The sequence below is a fragment of the Streptomyces sp. NBC_00989 genome (genome assembly GCF_045162655.1).
Lineage (GTDB): Bacteria > Actinomycetota > Actinomycetes > Streptomycetales > Streptomycetaceae > Streptomyces.
Genome location: NZ_CP108728.1, coordinates 3415225 through 3441919, shown reverse-complemented (window position 1 = coordinate 3441919; position 26695 = coordinate 3415225). Strand labels below are relative to the sequence as shown.

At 70.7% G+C, this 26695-nt stretch carries 25 protein-coding genes; 18 read left to right on the top strand and 7 right to left on the bottom strand.

The genetic code is table 11. The features are described 5' to 3' along the window. Positions 1-92: 92 nt before the first annotated feature. The 4 genes from OG714_RS14740 to OG714_RS14725 all read left to right on the top strand — a co-directional run bounded on the left by OG714_RS14740 (position 93) and on the right by OG714_RS14725 (position 5558). The gene (locus tag OG714_RS14740; protein ID WP_406121234.1) at positions 93-2948 is read left to right on the top strand and encodes a GNAT family N-acetyltransferase; all 2856 of its coding nucleotides are present in this window, start codon (positions 93-95) and stop codon (positions 2946-2948) included. A 111-nt stretch (positions 2949-3059) separates the two neighbouring features. Next, positions 3060-3656 (top strand): DUF5998 family protein, encoded by a 597-nt coding sequence (locus OG714_RS14735; protein ID WP_406131822.1) that lies wholly within the window; start codon positions 3060-3062, stop codon positions 3654-3656. Then, on the top strand, positions 3656-4846 hold the full coding sequence (locus OG714_RS14730) for an alkaline phosphatase family protein (protein ID WP_406121232.1): 1191 nt from the start codon (positions 3656-3658) through the stop codon (positions 4844-4846). Before OG714_RS14735 ends, OG714_RS14730 begins: the two co-directional genes overlap by 1 nt. A 64-nt stretch (positions 4847-4910) precedes the next feature. Further along, entirely contained in the window at positions 4911-5558 is a 648-nt protein-coding gene (locus OG714_RS14725; RefSeq protein ID WP_384166136.1) for a thymidine kinase, read from the top strand. Positions 5559-5568: 10 nt separating this feature from the next. On the opposite strand, the gene OG714_RS14720 is transcribed toward OG714_RS14725, so the two are convergent. Both OG714_RS14720 and OG714_RS14715 read right to left on the bottom strand, forming a co-directional pair. Further along, positions 5569-6054 carry a DUF4352 domain-containing protein gene (locus tag OG714_RS14720; protein ID WP_406121230.1) on the bottom strand — a complete coding sequence of 162 codons (486 nt, stop codon included), beginning with the start codon at positions 6052-6054 and terminating at the stop codon, positions 5569-5571. Positions 6055-6128: 74 nt separating this feature from the next. Then, positions 6129-6932 carry a VOC family protein gene (locus OG714_RS14715; RefSeq protein WP_406121229.1) on the bottom strand — a complete coding sequence of 268 codons (804 nt, stop codon included), beginning with the start codon at positions 6930-6932 and terminating at the stop codon, positions 6129-6131. 321 nt (positions 6933-7253) lie between these two features. Between OG714_RS14715 and OG714_RS14710 the strand changes: the two genes are divergently transcribed. Further along, complete coding sequence (locus OG714_RS14710) at positions 7254-8105, top strand: sulfurtransferase (protein ID WP_406121227.1); 852 nt, start codon at positions 7254-7256, stop codon at positions 8103-8105. 77 nt (positions 8106-8182) lie between these two features. Here the strand turns inward: OG714_RS14710 and sepH are convergent, their stop codons facing one another. Then, complete coding sequence (gene sepH / locus OG714_RS14705; RefSeq protein WP_406121225.1) at positions 8183-9208, bottom strand: septation protein SepH; 1026 nt, start codon at positions 9206-9208, stop codon at positions 8183-8185. 481 nt (positions 9209-9689) lie between these two features. Between sepH and OG714_RS14700 the strand changes: the two genes are divergently transcribed. Then, entirely contained in the window at positions 9690-10424 is a 735-nt protein-coding gene (locus OG714_RS14700) for a hypothetical protein (protein WP_406121224.1), read from the top strand. On the opposite strand, the gene OG714_RS14695 is transcribed toward OG714_RS14700, so the two are convergent. Together OG714_RS14695 and OG714_RS14690 are read right to left on the bottom strand one after the other, a co-directional pair. Further along, positions 10348-11667 (bottom strand): D-arabinono-1,4-lactone oxidase, encoded by a 1320-nt coding sequence (locus OG714_RS14695; protein ID WP_406121222.1) that lies wholly within the window; start codon positions 11665-11667, stop codon positions 10348-10350. The two genes, OG714_RS14700 and OG714_RS14695, sit on opposite strands and share 77 nt — an antisense overlap. After that, positions 11627-12871, bottom strand: coding sequence for an MFS transporter (locus tag OG714_RS14690; protein WP_406121220.1), 1245 nt, complete (start codon positions 12869-12871; stop codon positions 11627-11629). Before OG714_RS14690 ends, OG714_RS14695 begins: the two co-directional genes overlap by 41 nt. 239 nt (positions 12872-13110) lie before the next feature. Between OG714_RS14690 and OG714_RS14685 the strand changes: the two genes are divergently transcribed. Together OG714_RS14685 and OG714_RS14680 are read left to right on the top strand one after the other, a co-directional pair. Further along, complete coding sequence (locus OG714_RS14685) at positions 13111-14238, top strand: ferrochelatase (RefSeq protein WP_406121218.1); 1128 nt, start codon at positions 13111-13113, stop codon at positions 14236-14238. A gap of 8 nt (positions 14239-14246) precedes the next feature. Next, a complete protein-coding gene (locus OG714_RS14680; protein ID WP_406121216.1) occupies positions 14247-15062 on the top strand; it encodes an inositol monophosphatase family protein in 816 nt (271 codons plus the stop codon). A gap of 376 nt (positions 15063-15438) precedes the next feature. Here OG714_RS14680 and OG714_RS14675 read toward each other — a convergent pair whose 3' ends face one another. Beyond that, on the bottom strand, positions 15439-15612 hold the full coding sequence (locus tag OG714_RS14675) for a hypothetical protein (RefSeq protein WP_019061061.1): 174 nt from the start codon (positions 15610-15612) through the stop codon (positions 15439-15441). Between the two features lie 415 nt (positions 15613-16027). Between OG714_RS14675 and OG714_RS14670 the strand changes: the two genes are divergently transcribed. The 4 genes from OG714_RS14670 (at position 16028) to OG714_RS14655 (ending at position 19561) form a co-directional block, all read left to right on the top strand. Continuing rightward, positions 16028-16681, top strand: coding sequence for a response regulator transcription factor (locus tag OG714_RS14670; protein ID WP_019061062.1), 654 nt, complete (start codon positions 16028-16030; stop codon positions 16679-16681). A 6-nt stretch (positions 16682-16687) separates the two neighbouring features. Continuing rightward, positions 16688-17938 (top strand): sensor histidine kinase, encoded by a 1251-nt coding sequence (locus tag OG714_RS14665; protein ID WP_406121214.1) that lies wholly within the window; start codon positions 16688-16690, stop codon positions 17936-17938. 395 nt (positions 17939-18333) lie between these two features. Continuing rightward, entirely contained in the window at positions 18334-18630 is a 297-nt protein-coding gene (locus OG714_RS14660) for a DUF4193 domain-containing protein (RefSeq protein ID WP_005481602.1), read from the top strand. Positions 18631-18643: 13 nt separating this feature from the next. Then, a complete protein-coding gene (locus OG714_RS14655) occupies positions 18644-19561 on the top strand; it encodes a hypothetical protein (protein WP_406121213.1) in 918 nt (305 codons plus the stop codon). An 11-nt stretch (positions 19562-19572) separates the two neighbouring features. On the opposite strand, the gene OG714_RS14650 is transcribed toward OG714_RS14655, so the two are convergent. After that, a complete protein-coding gene (locus OG714_RS14650; protein WP_406121210.1) occupies positions 19573-20034 on the bottom strand; it encodes a DUF3093 domain-containing protein in 462 nt (153 codons plus the stop codon). Between the two features lie 58 nt (positions 20035-20092). On the opposite strand from OG714_RS14650, the gene OG714_RS14645 reads away from it, so the two are divergent. The 6 genes from OG714_RS14645 (at position 20093) to OG714_RS14620 (ending at position 26684) form a co-directional block, all read left to right on the top strand. Continuing rightward, positions 20093-20677, top strand: a complete 585-nt coding sequence (locus tag OG714_RS14645) for a PaaI family thioesterase (protein ID WP_406121208.1) — start codon at positions 20093-20095, stop codon at positions 20675-20677. Next, entirely contained in the window at positions 20674-21189 is a 516-nt protein-coding gene (dut, locus tag OG714_RS14640; RefSeq protein WP_406121207.1) for a dUTP diphosphatase, read from the top strand. Before OG714_RS14645 ends, dut begins: the two co-directional genes overlap by 4 nt. A 1-nt stretch (position 21190) precedes the next feature. Next, complete coding sequence (locus OG714_RS14635; RefSeq protein WP_406121205.1) at positions 21191-21946, top strand: DUF3710 domain-containing protein; 756 nt, start codon at positions 21191-21193, stop codon at positions 21944-21946. 168 nt (positions 21947-22114) lie between these two features. Then, positions 22115-23290, top strand: coding sequence for an alginate lyase family protein (locus tag OG714_RS14630; protein WP_327400781.1), 1176 nt, complete (start codon positions 22115-22117; stop codon positions 23288-23290). Between the two features lie 161 nt (positions 23291-23451). After that, the gene (locus tag OG714_RS14625) at positions 23452-26004 is read left to right on the top strand and encodes an ATP-binding protein (protein WP_406121203.1); all 2553 of its coding nucleotides are present in this window, start codon (positions 23452-23454) and stop codon (positions 26002-26004) included. Further along, complete coding sequence (locus OG714_RS14620; RefSeq protein ID WP_019061071.1) at positions 26001-26684, top strand: response regulator; 684 nt, start codon at positions 26001-26003, stop codon at positions 26682-26684. Before OG714_RS14625 ends, OG714_RS14620 begins: the two co-directional genes overlap by 4 nt. Positions 26685-26695: the final 11 nt, after the last annotated feature.

The window sequence follows — 26695 nt, the reverse complement described above, 5'->3', positions numbered from 1 at the left end:
TCGGACCGCGGCCTCGGCCCGACCTCTCCTTGCTGCTTTCTCCCACAGACTGCCTCGCGCCGTTGTCGGACGCGAGCCGTACGCTGGGGCCCATGCAGACCTCGTCGGACCGGCACGAGTACCCCGCCCACTGGGAAGCCGACGTGGTGCTGCGCGACGGGGGTACCGCGCGCGTCAGGCCCATCACCGTCGACGACGCCGAGCGCCTGGTCAGCTTCTACGAGCAGGTCTCCGACGAGTCGAAGTACTACCGCTTCTTCGCGCCGTATCCTCGCCTGTCCGCCAAGGATGTCCACCGCTTCACGCACCACGACTTTGTGGACCGGGTGGGACTCGCGGCCACCGTAGGCGGCGAGTTCATCGCCACCGTACGCTATGACCGCATTAGTGCCGACGGGCGTGCCGCCTCCGCCCCGGCCGACGAGGCCGAGGTCGCCTTCCTGGTGCAGGACGCGCACCAGGGGAGGGGCGTCGCCTCCGCCCTCCTGGAGCACATCGCCGCCGTCGCCCGCGAGCGCGGCATCCGCCGCTTCGCCGCCGAGGTGCTGCCCGCCAACAACAAGATGATCAAGGTGTTCACAGACGCCGGCTACACCCAGAAGCGCAGCTTCGAGGACGGCGTCGTACGCCTGGAGTTTGACCTCGAACCCACCGACCGGTCCCTCGCCGTGCAGCGCGCGCGGGAGCAGCGGGCCGAAGCGCGGTCCGTACGACGGCTGTTGGTGCCCGGCTCGGTCGCCGTCGTCGGTGTCGGCCGCACGCCCGGAGGGGTGGGCCGCAGCGTTCTCGACAACATCAGGGACGCCGGGTTCACCGGCGGCCTGTACGCCGTGAACAAGGCATTCCCCGAGGAGCAGAAGGACCTCGACGGGGTGCCGGCGTACCGCTCGGTGCGCGACATTGAAGGCCCCGTGGACCTCGCGGTCGTCGCCGTCCCCGTCGAGCACGTCCCCGAAGTCGTCACCGAGTGCGGCGAACACGGGGTGCAGGGGCTCGTCGTCGTCACCGCCGGGTACGCCGAGAGCGGCCCCGAGGGACGCGAGCGCCAGCGCGAACTCGTGCGCCACGCGCGCACGTACGGCATGCGCATCATCGGGCCGAACGCCTTCGGGATCATCAACACCGCCGCCGACGTACGGCTCAACGCGTCCCTCGCGCCCGAGATGCCGCGCCCCGGACGCATCGGACTGTTCGCGCAGTCCGGCGCCATCGGCATCGCCCTGCTCTCCCGGCTGCACCGGCGCGGCGGCGGGGTCACCGGAGTCACCGGCGTCTCCACGTTCGTGTCGTCCGGCAACCGCGCGGACGTGTCCGGAAACGACGTCCTTCAGTACTGGTACGACGATCCCGACACCGACGTGGCCCTCATGTACCTGGAGTCCATCGGCAACCCCCGCAAGTTCACCCGCCTCGCCCGGCGCACCGCGGCGGCGAAACCCCTGGTCGTGGTCCAGGGCGCCGGATCCGCCCCCCAGGGACACGCGGTACGGGCGACGCGCCTGCCGCACGCGACCGTGTCCGCGCTGCTGTGCCAGGCCGGAGTCATCCGCGTCGAGACGATCACCGAACTCGTCGACACGGGACTGCTGCTCGCGCGCCAGCCGCTGCCCGGCGGTCCGCGCGTGGCGATCGTCGGGAACTCCGAGTCGCTCGGGCTGCTGACCTACGACGCCTGCCTCTCCGAGGGGTTGCGGCCGCTCGCTCCGCTGGACCTGACCACGGCGGCGACGGCGGTGGACTTCCATCGGGCGCTGTCGGGGGCGTTGGCCGACGACTCGTGCGACGCGGTGGTCGTGACCGCGATACCCGCGGTGGGGGAGGGGCCGGCCGAGGACGCGGCGTTGGCGGAGGCGTTGCGGTCCGCCGCGGCGGCTGTTCCCGGGAAGCCGGTGCTGGTGGTGCACGTCGAACTCGGCGGGCTGGCCGAAGCGTTGTCCGCCGCGATGAGCACAGCGCCACAGGTCGCCTCCAAGGCGCCCGGTGCCGAGGGGACCGCCGACCGGTCCCGCCCCGCGGAGGGACCACCCCGACGGAGCGCCACGGAACCGGAGCAGGCCGCCACCGCGATGCCCGCCCCCGAAGGCGGCGGCCTCATCCCCGCCTTCCCCGCCGCCGAGCGCGCCGTCCGCGCCCTCGCCGAAGCCGTGAAGTACGCGCAGTGGCGACGCGAGGCCACCGACCCCGGCCGGGTGCCCGAGTTCGAGGACATCGACGAGAAGGGGTCCGCCGCACTCATCGGCGGGCTCCTCGCGCGCGGGCAGGGCCTCACCCTAGGCGTCGACGAGACGTGCGAACTGCTCGGCAAATACGGCATCGACGTCCACCGCGCGCTGCCCGCACCCACCCCCGACGCCGCCGCCGAGGCCGCCCGCACCCTCGGCTACCCGGTCGCCCTCAAGGCCACCGCCCCGCACCTGCGCCACCGCGCGGACCTGGGCGGCGTACGACTGGATCTCGCGGACGAGGACCAACTGCGGCGGGCGTACGCAGAGTTGGGCGAGTTGTTCGGGAAGCCGGAGGAACTGCGGCCGGTGGTGCAGCGGATGGCGCCGCGCGGGGTCGACACCGTCGTACGGGCCGTCATCGACCCGGCGGCGGGGGCCGTGCTGTCGTTCGGGCTCGCCGGAGCCGCCTCGCAGCTGCTCGGGGACACCGCGCACCGGCTGATTCCGGTCACGGACCGGGAGGCCGGCTCGCTGATCCGGTCGATCCGGACGGCGCCGCTCCTGTTCGGCTGGCGTGGCTCCACGCCGGTCGACACGCCTGCCCTGGAGGAGCTGCTCCTGCGGGTGTCGCGGCTGGTCGACGATCACCCCGAGGTCGTCGCCGTGACCCTGGAGCCCGTCGTCGTGGCCGCGCACGGCCTGAGCGTGCTCGGCGCCTCCGTCCGCCTGGCCCCGCCGCCCGTCCGCGACGACCTCGGCCCGAGGACGCTTCCCGTGTACTGACGGCCGCTTCCTCCGCACTGATCCCGTGTCCCTCGTACCGGTCCCGTGTACTGAGACGGCTGTGACGAGACGGTGCTCGACGGTGCCTCGCAGTCAGTGCGCCACCGTAGGATGGACGTCATGGCCAAGACCAGTACGACGACCCAGGGGCTGCGTGCGGCGATCGAGCGCAGCGGCTACTACCCGGCCCTCGTGGCCGAGGCGGTGGAGGCCGCCGTGGGCGGCGAGCCGATCCGGTCGTTCCTGGTCCACCAGGAGACCACGTTCGACCAGAACGAGGTGCGCCGGCACGTGACCGTGCTCGTCCTCACCGGCAACCGCTTCATCGTCAGCCACACCGACGAGCAGTCCGCCGACAGCACCTCCCCGACGCCGTACGCCACGACGTCCACAGAGTCCGTGAAGCTCGGCCGGATCTCGTCCGTGGTGCTCAGCCGCGTGGTCGCCAACCCGGAGTCGTACACGCCGGGCACGCTGCCCCGCGAGGTCGTGCTGACCATCGGCTGGGGCGCCGTCGCCCGGATCGACCTGGAGCCGGCCGCCTGCGGCGACCCCAACTGCGAGGCCGACCACGGCTACACGGGCAACTCCACGGCGGACGACCTGAGCCTGCGCGTCAGCGAGGCCGGCGACGGCCCGGAGACGGTGCAGCAGACCCTCGCCTTCGCGCAGTCCCTCTCCGAGGCGACCGCGGACGTCACCCGCTGATGTCCCACCCCACAACCTGGGAACACCCCGAGCCCCTCGCCGTCGCATCCGCGCCCGTCCCCGAGTACGGCTCCGGCTCCCTCGCCGACCTGCTGCCCACGCTGGCCGCGGGCATGGGCGTACCCGGCACGACCGCGGCGATCCCGGAGCTGACCCCGGCCGACCGCAACTGCGTCTTCCTGATCGACGGTCTCGGCTGGGAGCAGATCAAGGACCACGCCGACGAGGCGCCCTACCTGCACGCGCTCCTCGCCAGCTCGCGCGGCGGCACCGGACGTCCGCTCACGGCCGGCTACCCGGCGACCACCGCGACCTCCCTCGCCTCCGTCGGCACCGGCCTGCCGCCCGGCGCGCACGGCCTGCCCGGCTACACCGTGCGCAACCCGGACACCGGCGCGCTGATGAACCAGCTGCGCTGGCAGCCGTGGACGAAGCCGGGGGTCTGGCAGCCGTACCCCACGATCTTCCAACTGGCCCACGACGCGGGCGTGCACGCCGCGCAGGTGTCCTCGCCCACCTTCCAGAACACCCCGCTGACGAAGGTCGCGCTCAGTGGCGGGACGTTCCACGGGCGGCTGACCGGCGAGGAGCGCATGGACCTCGCGGCCGAGCAACTGGCCGCCGGGGACCGCTCGTTGGTGTACACGTACTATGCCGAACTCGACGGCGCCGGGCATCGCTACGGCGTCGCCTCCGACACCTGGCGCGGTCAACTCATGTACGTCGACCGGCTCGTCCAGCGCCTCGCGGAGCAACTGCCGCCGCGCAGCGCGCTGTACGTCACCGCCGACCACGGCATGATCGACGTGCCCTTCGACGAGGAGCACCGCATCGACTTCGACGCGGACTGGGAGCTGCGCGCCGGCGTCGCCCTCCTCGGCGGCGAGGGCCGCGCCCGCCACGTCTACGCGGTGCGGGGCGCCGAGAACGACGTACTGACCTGCTGGCGCGAGGTGCTCGGCGAGCAGTTCTGGGTCGCCTCGCGGGACGAGGCGATCGCGGCGGGCTGGTTCGGCCCGACGGTCGACGAGCGCGTCCACGACCGTCTCGGCGACGTGATCGTGGCGGCCCGCGACGACGTCCTGGTCATCGCGTCCGAGCGGGAGCCGAAGGAGTCGGCGATGGTCGGCAACCACGGTTCGATGACCCCTGCCGAGCAGTTGGTCCCCCTGCTCGAAGTACGCTCCTGAGGTCCCTCCGTCCCCCTGGCTCTCCTCCCGTTCCCCCTCTCCGCCGAAAGGTGCTCAACTCCCCATGCCCGAGCTGGTGTTCTTCTCCGGAACGATGGACTGCGGGAAGTCGACCCTGGCGCTCCAGATCGAGCACAACCGATCGGCGCGCGGCCTGGCGGGGATGATCTTCACGCGGGACGACCGCGCGGGCGAGGGAAAGCTTTCCTCGCGCCTCGGCCTGGTCACCGACGCGGTGGAGGTCGAGGACGAGCAGGACCTGTACGGGTACGTCGTCGACCACCTCTCCCAGGGTGGCCGCGCGGACTACGTCATCGCCGACGAGGCACAGTTCCTGGCGCCGGTGCAGATCGACCAACTCGCGCGCGTGGTCGACGACCTGGGTCTCGACGTCTACGCCTTCGGCATCACGACCGACTTCCGCTCCAAGCTCTTCCCCGGCTCCCAGCGCCTGGTGGAACTCGCCGACCGCGTGGAGGTCCTCCAGGTGGAGGCCCTGTGCTGGTGCGGCGCCCGCGCCACCCACAACGCCCGCACGATAGGCGGCGAGATGGTCGTCGAGGGCGCCCAGGTCGTCGTCGGCGACGTCAACCAGGCGGAAGCGGTCGGCTACGAGGTCCTGTGCCGCCGCCACCACCGCCGCCGCATGACGGCCGCCACGGCACGCGCGGCGGCCCTGTCACCGGACGTCCTGCCGATGACGTCGGCGTAGGACACGGGGCTCAGGGCACCTGCCACTCGCCGACGTCGTCGGAGAAGCCGCTGTTCATGGCGAACTGGACCGTGACGACACGGGACGCGGTCGGCACCTCGAACGTCATGAAGCCGAGGGCTGCTTTCCCGGCGCTGATCGTGACACTCCCCGGGAACGACGGACCGGCCGTGGAATTGTTCAACGATGCGGAGAACCGCTGCCCGTCCTTGTCGATCACGGTCGCCCCGTTGGACGGCGAGTCCTTGTAGACGGCGGTACCCGTGTTCTTGAGCTTGAACTGCACGGACACGAAACGGTTCCCCTGGGACGGGCGATCGAACTGCCCGCCATGGGCCGGGTCGACGACCTTCACGACGGTCACGTCGAGCTTCTCACCGGAGTTGATACCGGTGAGGCTCAGCGTGTCTCCCACCTTGCTGTCGGACATCGGCGCCAGAGCCAGCGCCGGAACTGCCAGCAGACAAGTCAACAGCGGTGCCGTACGACGACGCATCGCTCCTCCAGGTGTGCGGAGCGGCTGATGACCCCCATGATCCGCCCGCCCCGCACCGGAAGCGACCCGAAGAGCTACCGCGGCCCCTCGATCACCGAGAACATCGCGCCCTCGGGGTCCGCGACCGTGGCCACGCGGCCGTGGGGGCTGTCGTGGGGTGGGCTGAGGGTGTGGCCGCCGAGGTCCGTGACGCGGCGCAGGGCCTCATCCGTGTCGGCGACCTCGAAGTACGTCATCCAGTGCGGGCCCCGGTCGCGGGGCAGGGCGGTGCCGACGCCGTGGATGCCGGCGACCGGGTGGCCGTCCAGGTGCAGGGTGACGTAGTCGAAGTCGGCGGAGACCACTGGCACCTCCTCGTAGCCGAACACCGCCTCGTAGAACTTGGCGACGCTCGCGGTCTCGGAGGTCAGCAGCTCGTTCCAGGCGGGTGTGCCGGGGACTCCCGTGATGGTCGTGCCGAGGTGTGCCGGGGCCTGCCAGATGCCGAACACCGCCCCCGACGGGTCGGAGCCGATCGCCAGCCGGCCGGCCTCGGCCGCGTCCAGGGGGCCCACCCCGACCGTGCCGCCGCACATCCGTACCGTCTCGGCCGTCTGGTCGACGTCGTCCGAGGCGAGATACGGCGTCCAGGCGATGGGCAGATGCCGGTCCGGCGGCAGCTGCCCGATGCCGGCCACCTCCTGCCCGTCGAGCAGGGCCCGCGCGTAGGGGCCGAGCTGCTGAGGACCGGGTTGGAACTCCCAGCCGAACAGCTCTCCGTAGAACTCCTGAGTCGTGGCCATCCCGTGCACCATCAGACTCACCCAGCAGGGTGTGCCCTGCGTACGCCGAGTGTGCGTGTCGTCGTTCAGGTCGGCCGACCCCCGTGCCTCGGTCATCGTCACCTTCTCCTAGGCCCCTCGCGGTGGCCGTGTCGCTTCCGCAGTGCGGATCCGCGTGCCGCATCCGCGTGCACGCCCCGTGCCGATGCTCGCACCCCCTGTGACGCACCGCGCCCCGGCCGCGCCGTCGACGGACGGCCCAGGTGGAGAGGATGACCGATCTGCGGCCACTCGTCCGTTTCCGGGCGGTTGCCGAGGGGTGTCCATCAGCTGTACAGCATGTGCTCGTTCCCGTACGCCTCGTGATCGAGGCTGTCCGGCCGAGCAGAGTAGTCGGACCTGGACGCGTCGGCCACCCCTTGCGCAAGGATGGTGACCATGAACGCCATCATCTCCGCACCCGAACTGGCGAGCGGTCTCGCCGGGACGAACCCGCCGGTCGTGCTCGACGTCCGCTGGCAGCTCAGCGTCGCGAAGGCCGCAGGTGAGCCGCCCTTCGACGGCCGCGCCGAGTACGCGGCCGGGCACATCCCAAGTGCCGTCTACGTAGACCTCGACCAGGAACTCGCCTCGGCCCCCGGCGCCCACGGCCGCCACCCGCTGCCCGACGTCGCGCGCTTCGGCGCAGTGATGCGCCACGCGGGCGTGTCGGCCGACCGTCCGGTCGTCGTGTACGACGGCGGCCGGGGCTGGGCGGCGGCACGCGCGTGGTGGCTGCTGCGCTGGACGGGTCACCCGGACGTGCGCGTGCTCGACGGCGGCCTTCCCTCCTGGGAGGGGTCTCTGGAGACGACCGCACCGACGCCGGCCGAGGGCGACTTCACCCCGGAACCGGGTGCCGTAGAACTCCTGGACGCCGGCGGAGCCGCCGCCCTCGCCCGCACCGGAGCCCTGTTCGACGCCCGCGCGGGGGAGCGTTACCGGGGCGAGGTCGAGCCCATCGACCGGGTCGGCGGCCACATCCCGGGCGCCCTGTCCGCACCGACCACCGAGAACGTGGGCCCGGACGGCCGCTTCCTCCCGGCCGAGCAACTGGCCACCCGCTTCAAGTCCCTTGGCGCTACGGAGGGTTCGGGCGTCGGCGTGTACTGCGGCTCCGGCGTCTCGGGCGCCCACGAGGTGCTTGCGCTTGCGGTGGCCGGGATTCCGGCCGCGCTCTACGTCGGTTCCTGGTCGGAGTGGTCCTCGGACCCGGAGCGCCCGGTCGCCGTGGGCCCCGATCCCCAGTAGCGCTCGCGTAGCTATACAACTAGGGGGCCCGCTGCCGAACCGGCGCGGACCCCCTCGTCGTACGAGCAACTGCCGTACTACTCCTGCTTCTTCCTGCGCGTCCCGAACACGATCTCGTCCCAGCTCGGAACGGCCGCTCTACGACCCGGACGGACGCCGTCCGCCTCGGCCTGGCGGTCGGTGGAGCCGATGAGCCGGTCGCGGTGGGCGCCTACGGAGCGGGGCATCAGGACGTCCGCGTACGCCGAACCGGCCGAGGCCGCGGGTGCCGGGGGCTCCTCTGCCTCCGGTTCCACGGCGGGCTCCTCCGGGGGGTCCGAGGGGCGCTCGGGGACCACCATGTCGCCGCGGAAGCTCGGTACCGCCTCCAGGAGGCTGGTCAGCGAGTCGCGCTCGCTCTCCTCGACCGGCTCGGGCGACGGCAGCGCGGGACGCTCCGGGCGCTCCAGGGCGCGGTCCAGCGGCCGGTCACGGGGCAGCCGGGCGATCCGCGGTACGAACGGGAAGCTGGGCTCGGGTGTGACGGAGAGGTCGTCCGACTCACCGATCAGCGAGCGCGCCTCGTCGTCGACGGCCTGGACGAGCCGCCGGGGCGGGTCGTACGTCCAGCTCGCCGAGTGCGGTTCGCTCGCGACCCGGTAGACCAGCAGGACCTCCCAGGTGCCGTCGTCGCGGCGCCAGGAGTCCCACTGGACGGTGTCCTTCTCGGCACCGCGCAGCGTCAGTCGCTCCTGGACGGCCTCGCCGAGCTGGGGTCCGGCGTTCTCGCCGGGGCGGCGGACCGGAGTCTTCCGGGCCCGCTCGGCCATGAAGGCGCGCTCCGCGAGGACGGGGCCCTCGAAGCGGCGCACCCGGTCGACGGGGATGCCTGCGAGCTGAGCGACCTCCTCGGCGGAGGCGCCGGCGCGTATACGTGCCTGAATGTCTCGGGGGCGGAGATGGCTCTCCACCTCGATCTCGATCTGGCCGAGGCGGGGACGGTCGCCGCGAACCGCGGCACGCAGACGCTCGTCAATCGGAAGCGTGTACTCCGTGCTGTCCGCAGCCTTCAGCACCAGCCGTGTGCCGTCGTTAGAGACGGCCACGACACGCAGTTCGGGCATGGGGACCTCCCGGGTGGTGCCTGCCGACGTCACGTGCGTCGCTGCTTCCGCTAGTCGAGTGTGGCCTGCCCGGGTGCAGCCTGCCACAACCTTGCCGAGTTGCCCGGCGTGTCGGGCACGGGCCCTGACTCGCCGTTATGGCACGGTTACCTATTCGCAACGCTAAGTGACCAACTACATCACCCTGTGCAACTGGCCCCCTCTGGGCGGTCCATTGAGGCCGCGGACGCCCTGGCAGGAGACCGCACCCAGGGCTCGCAACAGTACTCCATTTGGACCACGTGCGTGGATTGGCACGCCGCCCAACTTCTTGTGGGGGGCGGGACTTGGCGGCCCGGAACGGGGTTCGGGCGATCTTGAAAGTGGCGTACTTCACGCAATAGCCGGAAACGGAACTATTGGTTTCGACCGTACGTCCCTTTGTCGTACAGATAGTTGATCAGGTACGAGAAAGTGCGAGAAAGCGAGGCTAGGTCCCGGAATGCGTGCAAGGCCCGATGTCAGCAAGAAGCGGATCGATCTGAGCGTCCCTCAAGTCGCCGGCAGTGCGGTGGCGGCGGTGGTGGCCGCCAAGCTCGCCTCCTACTTCGGGGTCTACGGCACGATCCTCGGCGCCGGCGTCGTGAGCGCGATAGCCACCTCCGGCGGGTCCGTCTTCCAGCACTTCTTCAGCCGGACCGGCGCACAGCTCCGGGAGGCGACGGTCACGTCCAAGGGGGAGGAGCAACCCCCCGCTCGTCCGGGGGAGTTCACGGAGGGCACGATCTACCGCGCGCGGGTGGGCAGTTGGAAGCGCCCGCTGCTCGCCGCGGCCCTCGTCTTCGGGGTCACCATGACCGGGATCACCGTGTACGAGCTGGTGTCCGGCGACAGCTTCAGCGGCGGCAAGGGGACCACGGTCAGCGCCGCCGTCACCGGACACGACACGTCGTCGTCCTCGAAGTCCGGTGACGACGAGCCGAGTCCGGCCGATTCCCCGTCCGGCTCCCCGAACGGTTCGTCGGCCGACCCGGAGACGCCGTCCGGCTCGACCGACGGCGGTTCACCGTCCAACGGCGGTGGTACGACGCCGAGTCCGACACCGACGCCCAGCGCTTCGGACGGCGGCGGCACGCCGACCCCCACGCCGAGCGCGACGGCTACTGACCCAGCACCCGCCGCAAGTAGTCGTTCTGGAACCGACGATCAGGATCCAGCCGATCCCGCAGCGCCGTGAACTCGCCGAAGCGCGGATAGACCCCGGCGAAGTACTCGGCGTCCCGGGTGTGCACCTTGCCCCAGTGCGGCCGGCCCTCGTGCGCGGTGAGGATGCGCTCGGCGGCGGTGAAGTACGCCTGGTAGGGCGTGCCCTTGAACATGTGCACGGCGATGTAGGCACTGTCCCGGCCGGAGGCGGTGGACAGGGCGATGTCGTCCGCCGGGGCGGTGCGGACCTCCACCGGATAGCTGATCCTGAAGTCCGAACGGTCGACCATGGCCTTGAGTTCCCGCAGCGTGTCCACCAGGGCCTCGCGCGGGACGGCGTACTCCATCTCGACGAACCGCACCCGGCGGGGCGAGGTGTAGACCTTGTAGGGGATGTCCGTGTAGGTCCGCGTGGACCAGGCCCGGGTGGAGATCTGGGCGATGGTCGGGATGGCCGCGGGTGCCGCGCGGCCGACCATGTTGGCCACCTGCCAGAGGCCGTTGGAGACGAACTCGTCCTCGAACCAGCCGGCCACCTTGCCCACCGGCTGCTCCGGGCCCGCGCTGCGGTTGTTGCGCTTGGTGTTGGTGCTGGCGGTGTGCGGGAACCAGTAGAACTCGAAGTGCTCGTTCTCGGCCCAGAGTTCGTCGAAGCGTCCGGTGACCTCGTCGAAGGTCATCGGCTCCTCGCGGGCGGTGAGCAGGAAGACGGGCTCCACGGCGAAGGTGATCGCGGTGACGACGCCCAGGGCGCCGAGGCCGATGCGGGCCGCCGCGAAGACCTCCGGGTTCTCCTTCTCGGAGCAGGTCAGCACGGAGCCGTCCGCCGTGACCAGCTCAAGTCCCTTGATCTGGGCGGCTATCGAGGCCGACTCACGGCCCGTGCCGTGCGTGCCGGTGCTGGTCGCACCCGAGACCGTCTGCTCCATGATGTCGCCCATGTTCGTGAGCGACAGACCCTCGCGCGCGAGAGCCAGGTTGAGTCTCTTGAGCGGGGTGCCCGCCTCGACCGTGACCGTCAAGGCATCGCGATCAATGTTGCGGATGCCGGTCAACAGTTGAGGGCGGATCAACACACCGTCCGTGGCGGCGATCGACGTGAAGGAGTGCCCACTGCCGACGGCCTTCACCGTCAGACCGTCCTCACCGGCCCTCCGTACGGCCGCGGCCAGTTCCTCGACGGAGGCGGGCGTGACCTCCCGCGCGGGCCGCGACGCGACCGTACCGCCCCAGTTACGCCACGTGCCGTTCTTCGCGCTCGCTGTGGTGCTCAACGGTGCCTCCCCGACCCGGCGCCGGTCTGCTGAGCCGGCGGTACCCGAGGAAACCCACCGCGACCGCGACGGCACCGGAGACGACCGGAACCCCGTACCCCGCACGCGCGCCGGCTGCGTCGATCACCCAGCCGGCGACGGAGGAGCCGAGCGCGACCCCGACCGCCAGGCCGGTGCTCACCCAGGTCATGCCCTCGGTGAGCTTCGCGCGAGGTACGTGCTCTTCTATGAGGGACATCGTCGTGATCATCGTGGGTGCGATGGACAGGCCCGCAAGGAACAGCGCCACGGCCAGAAGCGGCAAGTTTCCGACCAGTAGGAGGGGGATCATACTCACGGCCATCGCGCATATGCCCAGCAGCCACCGACGTTCGGGGGCTCCCCGGAAGCGCATCAGCCCGAACACGACTCCCGCCGCGCAGGAGCCCGCCGCGTACAGCGCGAGGACCACGCTGGCGCCGCCCTTGTGGCCCTGCTCGTCGGCGAACGCGACGGTGACCACGTCGACCGCCCCGAAGATCGCCCCGGTCGCCACGAAGGTGGCCACCAGCACCTGGAGACCTGCCGTCCGCAGCGCCGAACCACCGCCCTTGTCCCCACGCGCGCGTGGGTGCGCCGCGGGCTCGGTGGCGCGCTGGGCGGTCAGCCAGAAGACACCGACCGCGAGGAAGCAGGCGGCCAGCAGGGGACCTGCCTCCGGGAACCACGCCGTGGAGAGTCCGATGGAGATGATCGGCCCGAAGATGAAGCACACCTCGTCCACGACCGACTCCAGGGAGTACGCGGTGTGCAGTTGCGGGGTGCCCCGGTACACGGCCGCCCAGCGCGCGCGGACCATCGCGCCCAGGCTCGGCACCGATCCGATGCCGGCGGCGCACACGAACAGCACCCAGTCCGGCCACTCGAAGCGGGCGGCCAGCAGCAGCCCGGCCGCCGAGGCCAGCGCGACGAGCGTCGCCGGGCGCAGCACCCGCCGCTGCCCGTACTGGTCGACCCAGCGCGAGATCCGCGGCCCGATCGCGGCGGCGGCCAGCGCGATGGTGGCCGACAGGGCCCCCGCGAGCCCGTAGCGCCCGTTGATCTGGGAGATCATCGTGACCACGCCGATGCCCATCATCGACAGGGGCATACGGCCGAGGAACCCCGCGGCGGAGAAGCCCTTGGAGCCGGGTGCGGCGAAGAGGGCGCGATAGGGGCTGGGCACGGGGGTCTCCGGTCGGGAAGGAGCAGGGGCGGCTCGGGGATGATGCGGTGTCGGCTCGGTAAGGTGCGAACGCGGCTGATACAGCTTACGAGCAGGTCGACCCCGATGCACCCGCCCGTGACGTGCGCGGATCTCCGCCCGATCTCCGCCCGGATCTTCCGTTCGGACGTCCGTCCAGATCTCCGTCGGGCACCCCGCCCGTGTCCCGGCTGTCAGTGGCGGGTGGCAGGATCGGAGGCATGCCAGACGTGCTCGATGCCACCCCCTACGACGCCCTCCTCCTGCTCTCGTTCGGCGGCCCCGAAGGTCCGGACGACGTGGTTCCGTTCCTGGAGAACGTGACGCGTGGGCGAGGCATCCCCAAGGAACGCCTCAAGGAAGTGGGCCAGCACTACTTCCTGTTCGGCGGGGTCAGCCCCATCAACGACCAGAACCGCGCCCTCCTGGACGCCCTCCGCAAGGACTTCGCGGACCACGGCCTGGACCTGCCGGTCTACTGGGGCAACCGCAACTGGGCCCCGTACCTCACGGACACCCTGCGCGAGATGGTCGCCGACGGCCGCCGCCGCATCCTGGTCCTCGCCACCAGCGCCTATGCCTCGTACTCGGGCTGCCGCCAGTACCGGGAGAACCTCGCCGACTCCCTGGCCGCCCTCGATGCCGAGGGCCTCGACCTCCCGAAGGTCGACAAGCTGCGCCACTACTTCAACCACCCCGGCTTCCTGGAGCCGATGATCGACGGGGTCCTCGAATCCCTTGCCGACCTCCCCGAGGACGTCCGGGACGGCGCGCATCTCGCCTTCTCGACCCACTCCATCCCGACCGCCGCCGCGGACGGCTCCGGCCCGGTCGAGGACCACGGAGACGGCGGGGCGTACGTCGAGGAGCACCTGGACGTGGCCCGGCTGATCGCCGACGCCGTCCGCGAGCGCACCGGCGTCGACCACCCCTGGCAGCTCGTCTACCAGTCCCGCTCCGGCGCCCCGCACATCCCGTGGCTGGAGCCCGACATCTGCGACCACCTGGAGGAGCGCCACGCGGCCGGCGTCCCCGCGGTCGTCATGGCACCCATCGGCTTCGTCTCCGACCACATGGAGGTCCTCTACGACCTCGACACGGAGGCCACGGCCAAGGCAGCCGAACTGGGCCTGCCCGTACGCCGGTCGGCCACCGTGGGCGCCGACCCGCGCTTCGCCGCCGCGATCCGCGAGCTGGTCCTGGAGCGCGCCGCCGTCGAGAGCGGGCAACAGGTCACGCCCTGCGCCCTGGGCGCGCTCGGCGCCGGTCACAACCTCTGCCCGGTGGGCTGCTGCCCGGCCCGCGCCCCCCGCCCCGCCGCCGCGGGCGCCGACAGCCCCTACGCCTGAGGAGCGCCGTGACCGACCCCCTGCACCAGGAACTGCTCGCACTCGCCCAGGAAGCGGCCTACAAGGCCGGCGCCCTGCTGCGGGACGGCCGCCCGGCCGACCTCGCGGTCGCCGCCACCAAGTCCAGCCCGATCGACGTCGTCACCGAGATGGACATCGCGGCCGAGAAGCTGATCACCGACCTGATCTCCGAACAGCGCCCGGACGACGGCTTCCTGGGTGAGGAGGGCGCCTCCGTCACGGGCACCAGCGGGGTCCGCTGGGTCATCGACCCGCTCGACGGCACGGTCAACTACCTCTACGGACTGCCCACTTGGTCCGTCTCCATCGCTGCCGAGCTGCACGGTGAGACCGTCGCCGGGGTCGTCGCGGTCCCGATGCGCGGCGAGACGTTCCACGCGGTGCTCGGCGGCGGGGCGTGGGCCACGGGCGCGTGGGAGGGCGAACGCAGGCTCGCCTGCCGCCCGGCGGCGCCGCTGGAGCAGGCGCTGGTCTCGACCGGGTTCAACTACGTCACCGAGGTCCGTGTCCACCAGGCCGACGTGGCGCAGAAGTTGATCCCGTTGCTGCGCGACATCCGGCGGGGCGGTTCGGCGGCGGTCGACCTGTGCGATGTGGCCGCGGGGCGCCTGGACGGCTACTACGAGCGGGGGTTGAACCCGTGGGACCTCGCGGCGGGTGACCTGATCGCCCGTGAGGCGGGCGCCCTGACCGGTGGACGCCCGGGAGAGCGCCCCGCACGCGATCTGGCGATCGCGGGCACCCCGGGCGTCTTCGAGCCCCTCCAGCGGCTGTTGGAGGACTTCGGGGCCTGGCACGACTGACTTGGGTGGTCGGGGGGTCTGGGGTGGTGGGGGAAAGGTGAGTGCCTGGGCCGGTGTGAGGCAGGTGCCGCGTGGGTGGCCCGTGTTGAGAAGGCACCGTGCGCGCACCTCTTTTGGTTCGGTCGCCTACGGGGCGCTGGGCGCCGGTGTCGAGAGCCCCACCGTGCTCGACCCTTCGGGCCTCCGCGCGCTGGGTCTCTCGACACCGGCGCGCCCTTACGGCTCCCTCTCGGCCGTCGGCGTGGGGACAGTGGGGCTTGGTGGGCCCTCGCCGTCGGTTGCAGTGGGCGAAGGGCGGTGGGTGGCCGATGATGGAAAGCGGCGGGCCCCCGGCGCTGGATTCGCCAGGGGCCTGCTTTTCTGCTGTTTGCGCTGATCAGACGCTCGTCGCGCCGACCTCCACACCGTGGTCGGCGGCGAGGCGGCGCAGGTCGTCGAGCTCGGCCTGTTCCACCTCGACGAGGAAGTCGTCGCCCTCGTCACGAGCCCGCGTCAGGTCGGTCTCGGTCGCCCTTATGCGCTGCAGAAGTCCTGCGGTGAATGCGTCCATGCTGCGCCCCCTCGTCCTGGGTCGTGGGTCGTTTGGCACGGGGGTGTGCCATTCGGAAGGGGCGATCACGTCTGCGGATGGGGTGCCCAGCGCTGCCCTGGCTGGGCGGCGACGGTGCCGGACACCCACGCCCGCTCTGCGGAAGCGGTTGGACGTACCACAAGGTGGCTTGCCACGTGCAGAGCGTGATCGCGGGGTGTAAAGCCGTCCTCCCCCCGCTCCCTTCCGTGGAAACCTCAACCCACCGAGAAAATCCCGCATTCCCGGGCCTCACACCGGACCTTCATCTTGCGCCCGGCCGCCTTACAGCCGACTTATGGCCGAAAAGGGCAGGATGGAGGTCACACAGCCACGAAGACCCTGCCCGCGTGCGCCGAGGCGCGCTACGCGGGTGGACAGAGGAAGGACAAGCGACGTGCGCGTACTCGTCGTCGAGGACGAGCAGCTGCTCGCCGATGCGGTGGCCACCGGACTGCGCCGGGAGGCCATGGCCGTCGACGTCGTGTACGACGGTGCGGCCGCCCTGGAGCGCATCGGCGTCAACGACTACGACGTGGTCGTCCTCGACCGGGACCTCCCGCTCGTGCACGGCGACGACGTCTGCCGCAAGATCGTCGAGCTCGGCATGGCCACCCGTGTGCTGATGCTCACCGCGTCCGGAGACGTCAGCGACCGTGTCGAGGGCCTGGAGATCGGCGCCGACGACTATCTGCCCAAGCCCTTCGCGTTCAGCGAGCTGACGGCACGCGTGCGTGCCCTCGGACGCCGCACGAGCGTGCCGCTGCCGCCCGTCCTGGAGCGCGCCGGCATCAAGCTCGACCCGAACCGCCGCGAGGTGTTCCGTGACGGCAAGGAAGTCCAGCTCGCGCCCAAGGAGTTCGCCGTCCTGGAGGTGCTGCTGCGCAGCGAGGGTGCCGTCGTCTCCGCGGAACAGCTCCTGGAGAAGGCCTGGGACGAGAACACGGACCCGTTCACCAACGTCGTGCGCGTCACCGTGATGACCCTGCGCCGCAAGCTCGGTGAGCCCCCGGTCATCGTCACCGTCCCCGGCTCCGGCTACCGGATCTGATCCACTGTGGCGACGACTCCCGCGCCTCCCCAGGCGCCCCCGAAGCCCACGTGGGACCCCAGAAGGCCCGAACCGCCGTTCCCCTGGCTGCGCCCCACCATCCGCATAAGGCTCACGCTGCTGTACGGCGGCATGTTCCTGATCGCCGGCATCCTGCTGCTGTCGATCATCTACCTCCTCGCCGCGCAGGCTGTGAACACGGGTAACGCACCTCTGTTCAAGATCGTGGACGGCGACTCGATCAAGGTCACCAGCGACAACTGCCCCGCGGTGAACAACGCGAGCAACATCTCGCTGACCGCGTTCAACGCCGCGATCAGCGAGTGCATCGACCACCAGCGCCAGGGCGCCTTGGACAACCTCCTCAGCCGCTCGCTCCTGGCCCTGCTCGGCCTCGCGATCATCGCCTTCGCGTTCGGCTACGCGATGGCGGGCCGGGTGCTGTCCCCGCTCGGCCGGATCACCCGCACCGCCCGCGCGGTCGCCGGCTCGGACCTGTCCCGCCGGATCGAGCTGGACGGCCCGGACGACGAACTGAAGGAACTCGCGGACACCTTCGACGAGATGCTGGAGCGGCTGCAGAGGGCCTTCACCGCGCAACAGCGCTTCGTCGGGAACGCGTCGCACGAGCTGAGAACACCGCTCGCGATCAACCGCACGCTCCTGGAAGTGCATCTGTCCGATCCCGGCGCCCCCATGGAGCTGCAACAGCTCGGCAAGACGCTGCTCGCCACCAACGAGCGCAGCGAGCAGCTCGTGGAGGGCCTGCTGCTGCTCGCCCGCAGCGACAACCAGATCGTCGAGCGCAAGCCCGTGGACCTCGCCGAGGTCGCCGAGCAGGCCGTCGACCAGGTGAACGGCGAGGCGGCCGCCAAGGGCGTGGTGATCCGCGGCGAGCAGAAACCCGCGGTCGTCCAGGGCAACGGCGTCCTGCTGGAGCGGATCGCCCTGAACCTGGTGCAGAACGCGGTGCGCTACAACGTGCCGGAGGACGGCTGGGTCGAGGTCACCACCGAGGTGCAGCACGGCCACGCGGTGCTGGTCGTCTCGAACACGGGGCCGGTGGTCCCGGCGTACGAGGTCGACAACCTCTTCGAGCCCTTCAGGCGGCTGCGTACGGAGCGAACGGGCAGCGACAAGGGTGTGGGCCTCGGTCTGTCGATCGCGCGGTCCGTGGCGCGCGCACACGGCGGCCATATCTCGGCCCAGCCGCGTGAGGGGGGTGGACTCGTGATGCGAGTCACCCTGCCCATCTGAGATCATGTCGCCGACACACGAGGATGTTCGCTTTGCGCGGAATTTTCTGGCCGCTTCTCCGGCACCCTCGTGTGTGATCGATCACAAGCGCGATTTTCAGGCCATCTACTCTCCGTGATCATGCACCCTGTCGGAAAGCCGGGATAATCCGGGTTTTCGGGGGTCTTGATCACGGGAAGTACACGATGAGGTGCCTTTGAAGAGCGGCATGAGGACCGTGTACGGTCCCCTTCGCCATCCAAGCCGATCACTCTTGAGGGGTCCGGTTGGGTGTCGATTGAGTAACAGACCTTGATGTGAGGCAAAATCTCCGCCTCAGGTCGGGCACAAGTCCGGCCTCTCACGCGTTACGTGCGCTGGAGACACCGCAGACACCCAGAGGGGGAGAGCGCGACATGGCAACGGATTACGACACCCCACGCAAGACCGACGACGACGTCGACTCGGACAGCCTTGAAGAGCTCAAGGCGCGTAGGAACGACAAGTCGACTTCCGCAGTGGACGTCGACGAATTCGAGGCGGCCGAGGGCCTCGAGCTGCCCGGAGCGGACCTCTCGAACGAAGAGCTGGCCGTCCGGGTGCTGCCCAAGCAGCAGGACGAGTTCACCTGCATGAGCTGCTTCCTGGTGCACCACCGCAGCCAGCTGGCCCGCGAGAAGAACGGCCAGCCGATCTGCCGCGACTGCGACTGAGGAGGGGTCGGCCGTGACTGGCTCGACCCCACCCTGGAAGCGCCGCTCCCTCAAGCCGGGAGCGGACGAAGGGCCGACAGACGGCCCTCATGGCGCGCGTGACGACGAGCGGGGCTCATCCGACCAGGGATCAGCCTCGCTCGAACCGGCGGCCGACCGGGCTGACCTCCCGGTGCCGGCGGACGTTCCCGCAGCCGCCCCCGTCGCCAAACGACGGGTGGCGGTCATCCGGGACAAGGCCAGGGAAGGCGTCCGTAAGGGCGGCAGCCGGGCCAGGGCCGGTCTGGCGTACCTCGCCGACCGGATCATCGACATCGCCCCGCGGATCCCCGTACGGGACCTCGAGGCACTTCGGCGACAGTTCCCGGGCCTCGGCCCCGAGCAGCTCGCCGACAAACTGGTGGCGGGCGCGGCGAACGCGACGTCGACGGTCGGCGCGGGAATCGGTGCCGCGGCGATGCTGCCGGTACCCCCCGCGATGCCCACCGAACTCGCCGCCGAGATCACCGGAGTCGCCGCGATCGAGCTGAAGCTGATCGCCGAGCTCTACGAGGTCTACGGCGCCCGTCCGCCCGGCGACCTCCGGCAGCGCAGCACCACGTATCTGAACTCCTGGTCCGGGGAGCGCGGTATCGACGTGACCAAACCGTCGACCATGAGCGCCGCGCTGAACGGCCACATGAAGCGCGAGCTGCGCCAGCAGATCATGAAACGCATGGTCCGCGACCTGCCGAACCTGATGCCCTTCATGGTCGGCGCCGCCGTCGGAGCGGTCATGAACCGCCGGGACACCAAGAAACTCGCCGAGCGCATCCGCAAGGACCTGCGCAAGGCCCAGGTCCCGTGGGACGCGCTGCCCGAACTGCCACCCCTGGAGACCCCGCCGGACCCGCTCCGGATGGGTGAGATCCCGAAGGAACTCGGTCGCTAGGGGACCGGTTCCTAGACCGCGGCCCGCGCCGCCTTCAGGGCCTCCGCCAGCCGCTCCGGCTCACGGGTCGACAGATACAGGTACGGCGTCGGGTCGTCCGGGTCGGTGACCTCGACGCGCAGCGCCCTCGGGATGTACGAGCGCAGCAGCAGGAAGGCGCGGGTGTCGGCCTTGTAGGTGCGCCAGGCGCGGGCCTCCTCCGGGTCCAGGATCTCCGCCTCGCCCAGGGCCGTCACCGGGATCTTCGCCTCGCCGGCGATCAACTGGTCGCCCACGATCCGGATGCGCAGCGAGCCGTAGGAGCTGGCCATGACGGATGCGACCGCGGTGCCGCCGACCAGGCCGCCGAGCAGCGGCAGGGTGCCGAAGGGCAGCAGGATCAGGGCGAAGGAGACGCCGACCAGGAACGAGATGAACCACCACGAACGGGGGGCGGTGAGGCGCTCGTCGTAGGGGGAGGCGGAAAGCTGCATGAAGCCAAGCTTGGCACGGTGTCCGGAAGGTGCCGACGCGCGGGTAAGGTCTGCGGCTGTGAGTGGTACTTCTCCAGCTCTTAAGCCTCCGTCCGACGCCGTGAAACCGGTGCGGCACCCTGACGCGCCCGCGCCGGGCGAGCTGCTCGGTGCGCACTACGAACAGTGTTTCGGATGTGGCGGCGACCAGCCGCACGGGCTGCACCTGGAGGCGCGGGCCGGTGAAGGCGTCACCATCACCGCCGAGTTCACCGTGCGGGCCGCCCACCAGGGCGCCCCGGGCCTCGCGCACGGCGGTGTGCTCGCCAGCGCGCTGGACGAGACCCTCGGCTCGCTGAACTGGCTGCTGCGGACGATCGCGGTGACCGGCCGCCTGGAGACCGACTTCGTCCGGCCGGTGCCCGTGGACACCGTGCTGCACCTGGAGGCCGAGGTGACGGCCGTGGCCGGCCGCAAGATCTACTCGACCGCCACCGGACGCATCGGCGGCCCCGACGGGCCCGTCGCGGTGCGCGCCGACGCCCTGTTCGTCGAGGTGAAGGTCGACCACTTCATCGACAACGGCCGCCCGCAGGAGATCCGGGCCGCCATGGACGACCCGGACCAGGTCCGGCGTACCCGTGCCTTCGAGGTGAACCCGTGAGCCGTAACCCTCTGGACGTGTCGATCCGCCGCGTCGACCCCGACGTACCGCTTCCGTCGTACGAGCATCCCGGCGACGCGGGAGCCGATCTGCGGACCACCGAGAGCCGGGAACTGAAGCCGGGTGAACGGGCCGTACTGCCCACGGGGGTGTCTATCGCGCTCCCCGAGGGGTACGCGGCCTTCGTGCACCCCCGTTCGGGGCTCGCCGCCCGCTGCGGTGTTGCCCTGGTGAATGCCCCGGGGACGGTTGATGCCGGGTACCGTGGGGAGATCAAGGTGATCGTGGTGAATCTCGACCCGTACGAGTCGGTTCGGTTCGAGCGCTTCGACCGGATCGCCCAGCTGGTCGTCCAGCAGGTCGAGAGGGTCCGCTTCCAGGAGGTCGCGGAGCTTCCCGAATCGGCGCGGGCCGAGGGGGGCTTCGGGTCCACCGGCGGTCACGCCGCCGTGGGCGGCACCACGGGTGGGAATCGATACGCTTCGGTCGTATCCGACCGGGAAGGACAGTGACGTGTTCGGACGTCGCAAGAAGGGCACTGCCGCCGAGGACGCGGCGAGCGAGGCCGAGCAGGTCGTCGACGACGTCGACACTGAGGCGGACGAGTCGGTCGAGCGCGTGAAGCTCGAGCCGGAGCCCCGCCCCGACGGACCCTGGGACGACTCGGAGGTCGGCGACCCCGCCGAGGGCCGGGTGGACCTGGGCGGTCTGTTCGTGCCGGGAGTCGACGGCATGGAGCTGCGGGTCGAGGTCGCGGGCGACGCGATCGTCGCCGCCACCGTGGTCCTCAAGGACAGTGCCATCCAGTTGCAGGCCTTCGCCGCTCCCAAGCGCGAGGGCATCTGGGGTGAGGTCCGCGAGGAGATCGCCAGCGGCATCACCCAGCAGGGCGGCATCGTCGACGAGGTCGAGGGGCCGCTGGGCTGGGAGCTGCGCGCGCAGGTTCCGGTGCAACTGCCGGACGGCACGGGCGGTTTCCAGGTCGTGCGGTTCGTCGGCGTGGACGGTTCGCGCTGGTTCCTGCGCGGGGTGATCTCCGGGCAGGGCGCGGTGCAGCCGCAGGCGGCCGGTCTGCTGGAGCAGATCTTCCGGGACACGGTCGTCGTGCGCGGCGAGGGCCCGATGGCGCCCCGCGACCCGATCGTCCTGAAGCTGCCGAACGACGCCCAGATGGTTCCCGAGGGTGTCCAGCAGGAGGAGGCGGGTTCCCGCTTCTCCGGTGGCATGGGCCAGTTGCAGCGCGGACCGGAGATCACCGAGGTCCGCTAGCCGGAACAAGAACACCGGAACAGACGAGAAAAGGGCCGTATCCCTTGCGGGGTACGGCCCTTCGTCGTGCGCGCACTCTTGACGGCGTATTGGTCTGTACCTATGGTCTCGGCTCAACGCCCACGTTCATCAGGGTGCTCTTTGTTCATATACGAGAACGGAGTCACCGTGCGCCGCGCTGCCCTGCTCTCCGTCGTCACCGCGCTGGTCCTGGGCTTCTTCGCCCAGCCCGGCACCGCCGCCCAGGCGGCCCCCGCCACCTTCGTCCATCCCGGAGTCGACGTCTCCCGGAGCCAGCTGGACTTCGCCCGCACCGAGGTCCTCGCCGGCGCCCAGCCCTGGAAGGGCGCCTACGACCAGATGATGGCCAGCTCCTACGCCAGCCTGAGCCGCACCCCGAAGCCCAGAGCCGTCGTCGAGTGCGGCTCGTACTCCAACCCCAACTACGGCTGCACCGACGAGCGCGAGGACGCGATCGCGGCCTACACCGACGCGCTCGCCTGGTACATCACCAAGGACGCGCGCTACGCCCAGAAGGCCATCGAGATCATGGACGCCTGGTCGGCCACGATCACCAGCCACACCAACAGCAACGCGCCCCTCCAGACCGGCTGGGCCGGTTCCTCCTGGCCCAAGGCCGCCGAGATCATCAAGTACACGTACACCGGGACGTGGACCAACTCGGCCCGCTTCTCGACCATGCTCCGCAACGTGTACCTGCCCGAGATCATCAACGGCTCCAATTCCAACGGGAACTGGGAGCTGACGATGATGGACGCCGCCGTCGGCATCTCCGTCTTCCTGGAGGACAAGACGTCGTACGACAAGGCCATGGCGCTCTTCCGGACGCGGACGGCCGCGTACATCTACCTCGCCTCGGACGGTTCCGTACCGAAGACCGTGCCGAGCCAGAACCTCAACACCACGGCGAAGATCGTCAGCTACTGGCAGGGCCAGTCGACCTTCGTCACCGGGCTCACCCAGGAGACGTGCCGCGACTTCACGCACACCGGGTACGGCCTCTCCTCGATCTCGCACGTCGCCGAGACCAGCCGGATCCAGGGCACCGACCTCTACGGCACCGACGTGGGGGAGCGGCTGCGGCAGGCGCTCGGGTTCCAGGCCAAGTACCAGCTCGGCACGGCCGTCCCGAGCTGGCTGTGCGGCGGGTCGCTGACCCTCGGGCTCGGACCGGTCACCGAGGTCGGCTACAACGCCCTGCACAACCGGCTGGGCATCGCGATGACCAACACCCAGACGCTCACCCTGAACAACCGCCCGGCCGGCAGCAACAACCTCTTCGTGGCCTGGGAGACCCTCACCCACGGCGACAACCCCAACTGAACATCCTGAACAGCGCCGGACCCTGATGCCCGTACGGTGCCGTACGGGCATCAGGGATGCGTCAAAGACGTCCCGGACCAGGCTCCCCACCCCTTTTGTCGGACTTATTGGCCGTAAAGTCGACGCTGCGTACACGGGTGTGACGGGAAGACAATGGGGCCATGGGACGCGGCAAGCTTCGGATCTACCTCGGTGCGGCACCGGGCGTCGGCAAGACGTACGCCATGCTGTCCGAGGCCCACCGCAGGGTGGAGCGGGGCACGGACTGCGTGGTCGCCTTCGTGGAGCACCACGGCAGGGCCCGCACCGAGGTGATGCTGCACGGCCTGGAGCAGGTCCCGCGCGCGGAGCTGGCCTACCGGGGGACCGTTTTCACCGAGATGGACGTCGACGCGGTGCTGCGCCGCGCCCCCGCCGTCGCCCTGGTGGACGAACTCGCCCACACCAACATCCCGGGCTCCCGCAACACCAAGCGCTGGCAGGACATCGAGGAGCTGCTCGCCGCCGGCATCGATGTGGTGTCCACCGTCAACATCCAGCACCTCGAGTCCCTCGGCGACGTGGTCGAGTCGATCACCGGCGTACGGCAGCAGGAGACCGTGCCGGACGAGGTCGTCCGCCGGGCCGACCAGATCGAACTCGTCGACATGTCGCCCCAGGCGCTCCGCCGCCGCATGGCGCACGGCAACATCTACAAGCCCGACAAGGTCGACGCGGCCCTCTCGAACTACTTCCGGCCCGGAAACCTCACCGCCCTGCGGGAGTTGGCGCTGCTGTGGGTGGCCGACCGGGTCGACGAGTACCTCCAGGAGTACCGCAGCGAGCACCAGGTCTCGGCGATCTGGGGTTCGCGCGAGCGCATCGTCGTAGGACTGACCGGCGGCCCCGAAGGGCGGACGCTGATACGGCGGGCCGCGCGGCTCGCAGAGAAGGGGGCCGGCGGTGAGGTGCTGGCCGTCTACATCTCCCGCAGCGACGGCCTGACCGCGGCCTCCCCGAAGGAACTGGCCCTCCAGCGCACGCTCGCCGAGGACCTCGGCGGCACCTTCCACCACGTCGTCGGCGACGACATCCCGGCCGCGCTGCTGGACTTCGCGCGCGGGGTGAACGCCACGCAGATCGTCCTCGGCTCCTCGCGCCGCAAGACCTGGCAGTACGTCTTCGGGCCGGGGGTGGGGGCCACGGTCGCCCGCGAGTCGGGGCCCGACCTGGACGTCCACATCGTCACCCACGAGGAGGTCGCCAAGGGGCGCGGGCTGCCCGTGTCCCGGGGTGCGCGGCTCGGGCGGGCGCGGATCGTCTCGGGGTGGCTGGTCGGTGTCGTCGGACCGATGGGGCTCGCGCTGCTGCTGAACAGCGTCCATCTCGGGCTCGCCAACGACATGCTGCTGTTCCTGTCGCTGACGGTGGCGGCGGCGCTGCTCGGCGGGCTGCTGCCGGCGCTGGTATCGGCGGCCGTCGGCTCGTTCCTGCTGAACTACTTCTACACGCCCCCGCTGCACCGGCTGACGATCGCCGACCCCAAGAACATCGTCGCCATCGCGATCTTCGTCGGCGTCGCCGTGTCCGTGGCCTCCGTGGTGGACCTCGCCGCGAGACGCACCCAGCAGGCCGCCAGACTGCGCGCCGAGTCGGAGATCCTGTCCTTCCTCGCGGGCAGCGTGCTGCGCGGCGAGACCAGCCTGGAGGCGCTCCTGGAGCGGGTCCGGGAGACCTTCGCCATGGAGTCGGTCGCCCTCCTGGAGCGCAAGAGCGACGTCGACCCCTGGACCTGCGCCGGACGCGTGGGCGTGGGGGCGCCGCTGGAGCGGCCCGAGGACGGCGATGTGGACATTCCGGTCGGCGACCACATGGCCCTCGCGCTGACCGGCCGGGTACTGCCCGCCTCCGACCGCCGGGTGCTGGCCGCCTTCGCCGCGCAGGCAGCCGTCGTACTGGACCGCAGGCGCCTGCGTGAGGAGGCCGACCAGGCCCGTGCGCTCGCCGAGGGCAATCGCATCCGTACGGCCCTCCTGGCGGCCGTGAGCCACGATCTGCGGACCCCGCTGGCCGGCATCAAGGCGGCCGTGTCGAGTCTGCGGTCCGACGACGTGGCGTGGTCCGAGGAGGACCGGGCCGAGCTGCTGGAAGGCATCGAGGCCGGCGCCGACCGGCTCGACCACCTCGTGGGCAACCTGCTCGACATGTCCCGCCTCCAGACCGGTACGGTCACGCCGATCATCCGCGAGATCGACCTCGACGAGGTGGTGCCGATGGCGCTGGGCGGGGTCCCCGAGGGCAGCGCCGAACTGGACATCCCGGAGACGCTGCCCATGGTCGCCGTCGACCCCGGGCTCCTGGAGCGGGCGGTGGCCAACCTGGTCGAGAACGCGGTCAAGTACAGCCCGCCCGGCGAAACCGTCCTGGTGTCCGCCAGCGCCATCGCCGACCGCGTCGAGGTACGGGTGGTCGACCGGGGCCCGGGAGTCCCGGACGAGGCCAAGGACCGCATATTCGAGCCCTTCCAGCGCTACGGCGACGCCCCGCGCGGCGCCGGAGTGGGACTCGGTCTCGCCGTGGCGCGCGGTTTCACCGAGGCGATGAACGGCACCCTCAACGCCGAGGACACACCCGGCGGCGGCCTCACCATGGTGCTCACGCTCCGCGCGGCGGACGGCGTCGTAGAAGACGCGCATGACGTGTTTGACGTACAACCGGAAAGGCAGGCCTCATGACCAGGGTCCTCGTGGTCGAGGATGAGCCGCAGATCGTGCGGGCCCTCGTGATCAACCTCAAGGCGCGGAAGTACGAGGTCGACGCGGCCGCCGACGGCAAGACCGCCCTCGACCTCGCCGCCTCCCGCCATCCCGATGTCGTCGTCCTCGACCTGGGGCTGCCCGACATGGACGGCGTCGAGGTGATCCGGGGGCTGCGCGGCTGGACCCGGGTGCCGATCCTCGTGCTGTCCGCGCGGCACTCCTCCGACGAGAAGGTCGAGGCGCTGGACGCGGGCGCCGACGACTACGTCACCAAGCCCTTCGGCATGGACGAGCTGCTGGCCCGGCTGCGGGCCGCCGTGCGCCGGGCCGAGCCCACCGGGGGCGGCGAGGACGACGTCCTGGTCGAGACCGAGGAGTTCACCGTCGACCTGGCCGCGAAGAAGGTCCAGCGGGACGGGCGGGACGTACGGCTGACCCCCACGGAGTGGCATCTGCTGGAGGTGCTGGTGCGCAACACCGGGCGGCTGGTCAGTCAGAAGCAGCTGCTCCAGGAGGTGTGGGGACCGTCGTACGGGACTGAGACGAACTACCTCCGCGTGTACATGGCCCAGCTGCGGCGCAAGCTGGAGACGGACCCCGCGCACCCCAAGCACTTCATCACGGAGCCCGGTATGGGCTACCGGTTCGAGCGCTAGGGCCGCGGGTA

Excerpts from the sequence above, each read along its gene's own strand:
- OG714_RS14740 (WP_406121234.1), top strand. The coding sequence starts at position 93 with ATGCAGACCTCGTCGGACCGGCACGAGTACCCCGCCCACTGGGAAGCC.
- OG714_RS14735 (WP_406131822.1), top strand. The coding sequence starts at position 3,060 with ATGGACGTCATGGCCAAGACCAGTACGACGACCCAGGGGCTGCGTGCG.
- OG714_RS14730 (WP_406121232.1), top strand. The coding sequence starts at position 3,656 with ATGTCCCACCCCACAACCTGGGAACACCCCGAGCCCCTCGCCGTCGCA.
- OG714_RS14725 (WP_384166136.1), top strand. The coding sequence starts at position 4,911 with ATGCCCGAGCTGGTGTTCTTCTCCGGAACGATGGACTGCGGGAAGTCG.
- OG714_RS14720 (WP_406121230.1), bottom strand. The coding sequence starts at position 6,054 with ATGCGTCGTCGTACGGCACCGCTGTTGACTTGTCTGCTGGCAGTTCCG.
- OG714_RS14715 (WP_406121229.1), bottom strand. The coding sequence starts at position 6,932 with ATGACCGAGGCACGGGGGTCGGCCGACCTGAACGACGACACGCACACT.
- OG714_RS14710 (WP_406121227.1), top strand. The coding sequence starts at position 7,254 with ATGAACGCCATCATCTCCGCACCCGAACTGGCGAGCGGTCTCGCCGGG.
- sepH (WP_406121225.1), bottom strand. The coding sequence starts at position 9,208 with ATGCCCGAACTGCGTGTCGTGGCCGTCTCTAACGACGGCACACGGCTG.
- OG714_RS14700 (WP_406121224.1), top strand. The coding sequence starts at position 9,690 with ATGCGTGCAAGGCCCGATGTCAGCAAGAAGCGGATCGATCTGAGCGTC.
- OG714_RS14685 (WP_406121218.1), top strand. The coding sequence starts at position 13,111 with ATGCCAGACGTGCTCGATGCCACCCCCTACGACGCCCTCCTCCTGCTC.
- OG714_RS14675 (WP_019061061.1), bottom strand. The coding sequence starts at position 15,612 with ATGGACGCATTCACCGCAGGACTTCTGCAGCGCATAAGGGCGACCGAG.
- OG714_RS14660 (WP_005481602.1), top strand. The coding sequence starts at position 18,334 with ATGGCAACGGATTACGACACCCCACGCAAGACCGACGACGACGTCGAC.
- OG714_RS14650 (WP_406121210.1), bottom strand. The coding sequence starts at position 20,034 with ATGCAGCTTTCCGCCTCCCCCTACGACGAGCGCCTCACCGCCCCCCGT.
- OG714_RS14625 (WP_406121203.1), top strand. The coding sequence starts at position 23,452 with ATGGGACGCGGCAAGCTTCGGATCTACCTCGGTGCGGCACCGGGCGTC.
- OG714_RS14620 (WP_019061071.1), top strand. The coding sequence starts at position 26,001 with ATGACCAGGGTCCTCGTGGTCGAGGATGAGCCGCAGATCGTGCGGGCC.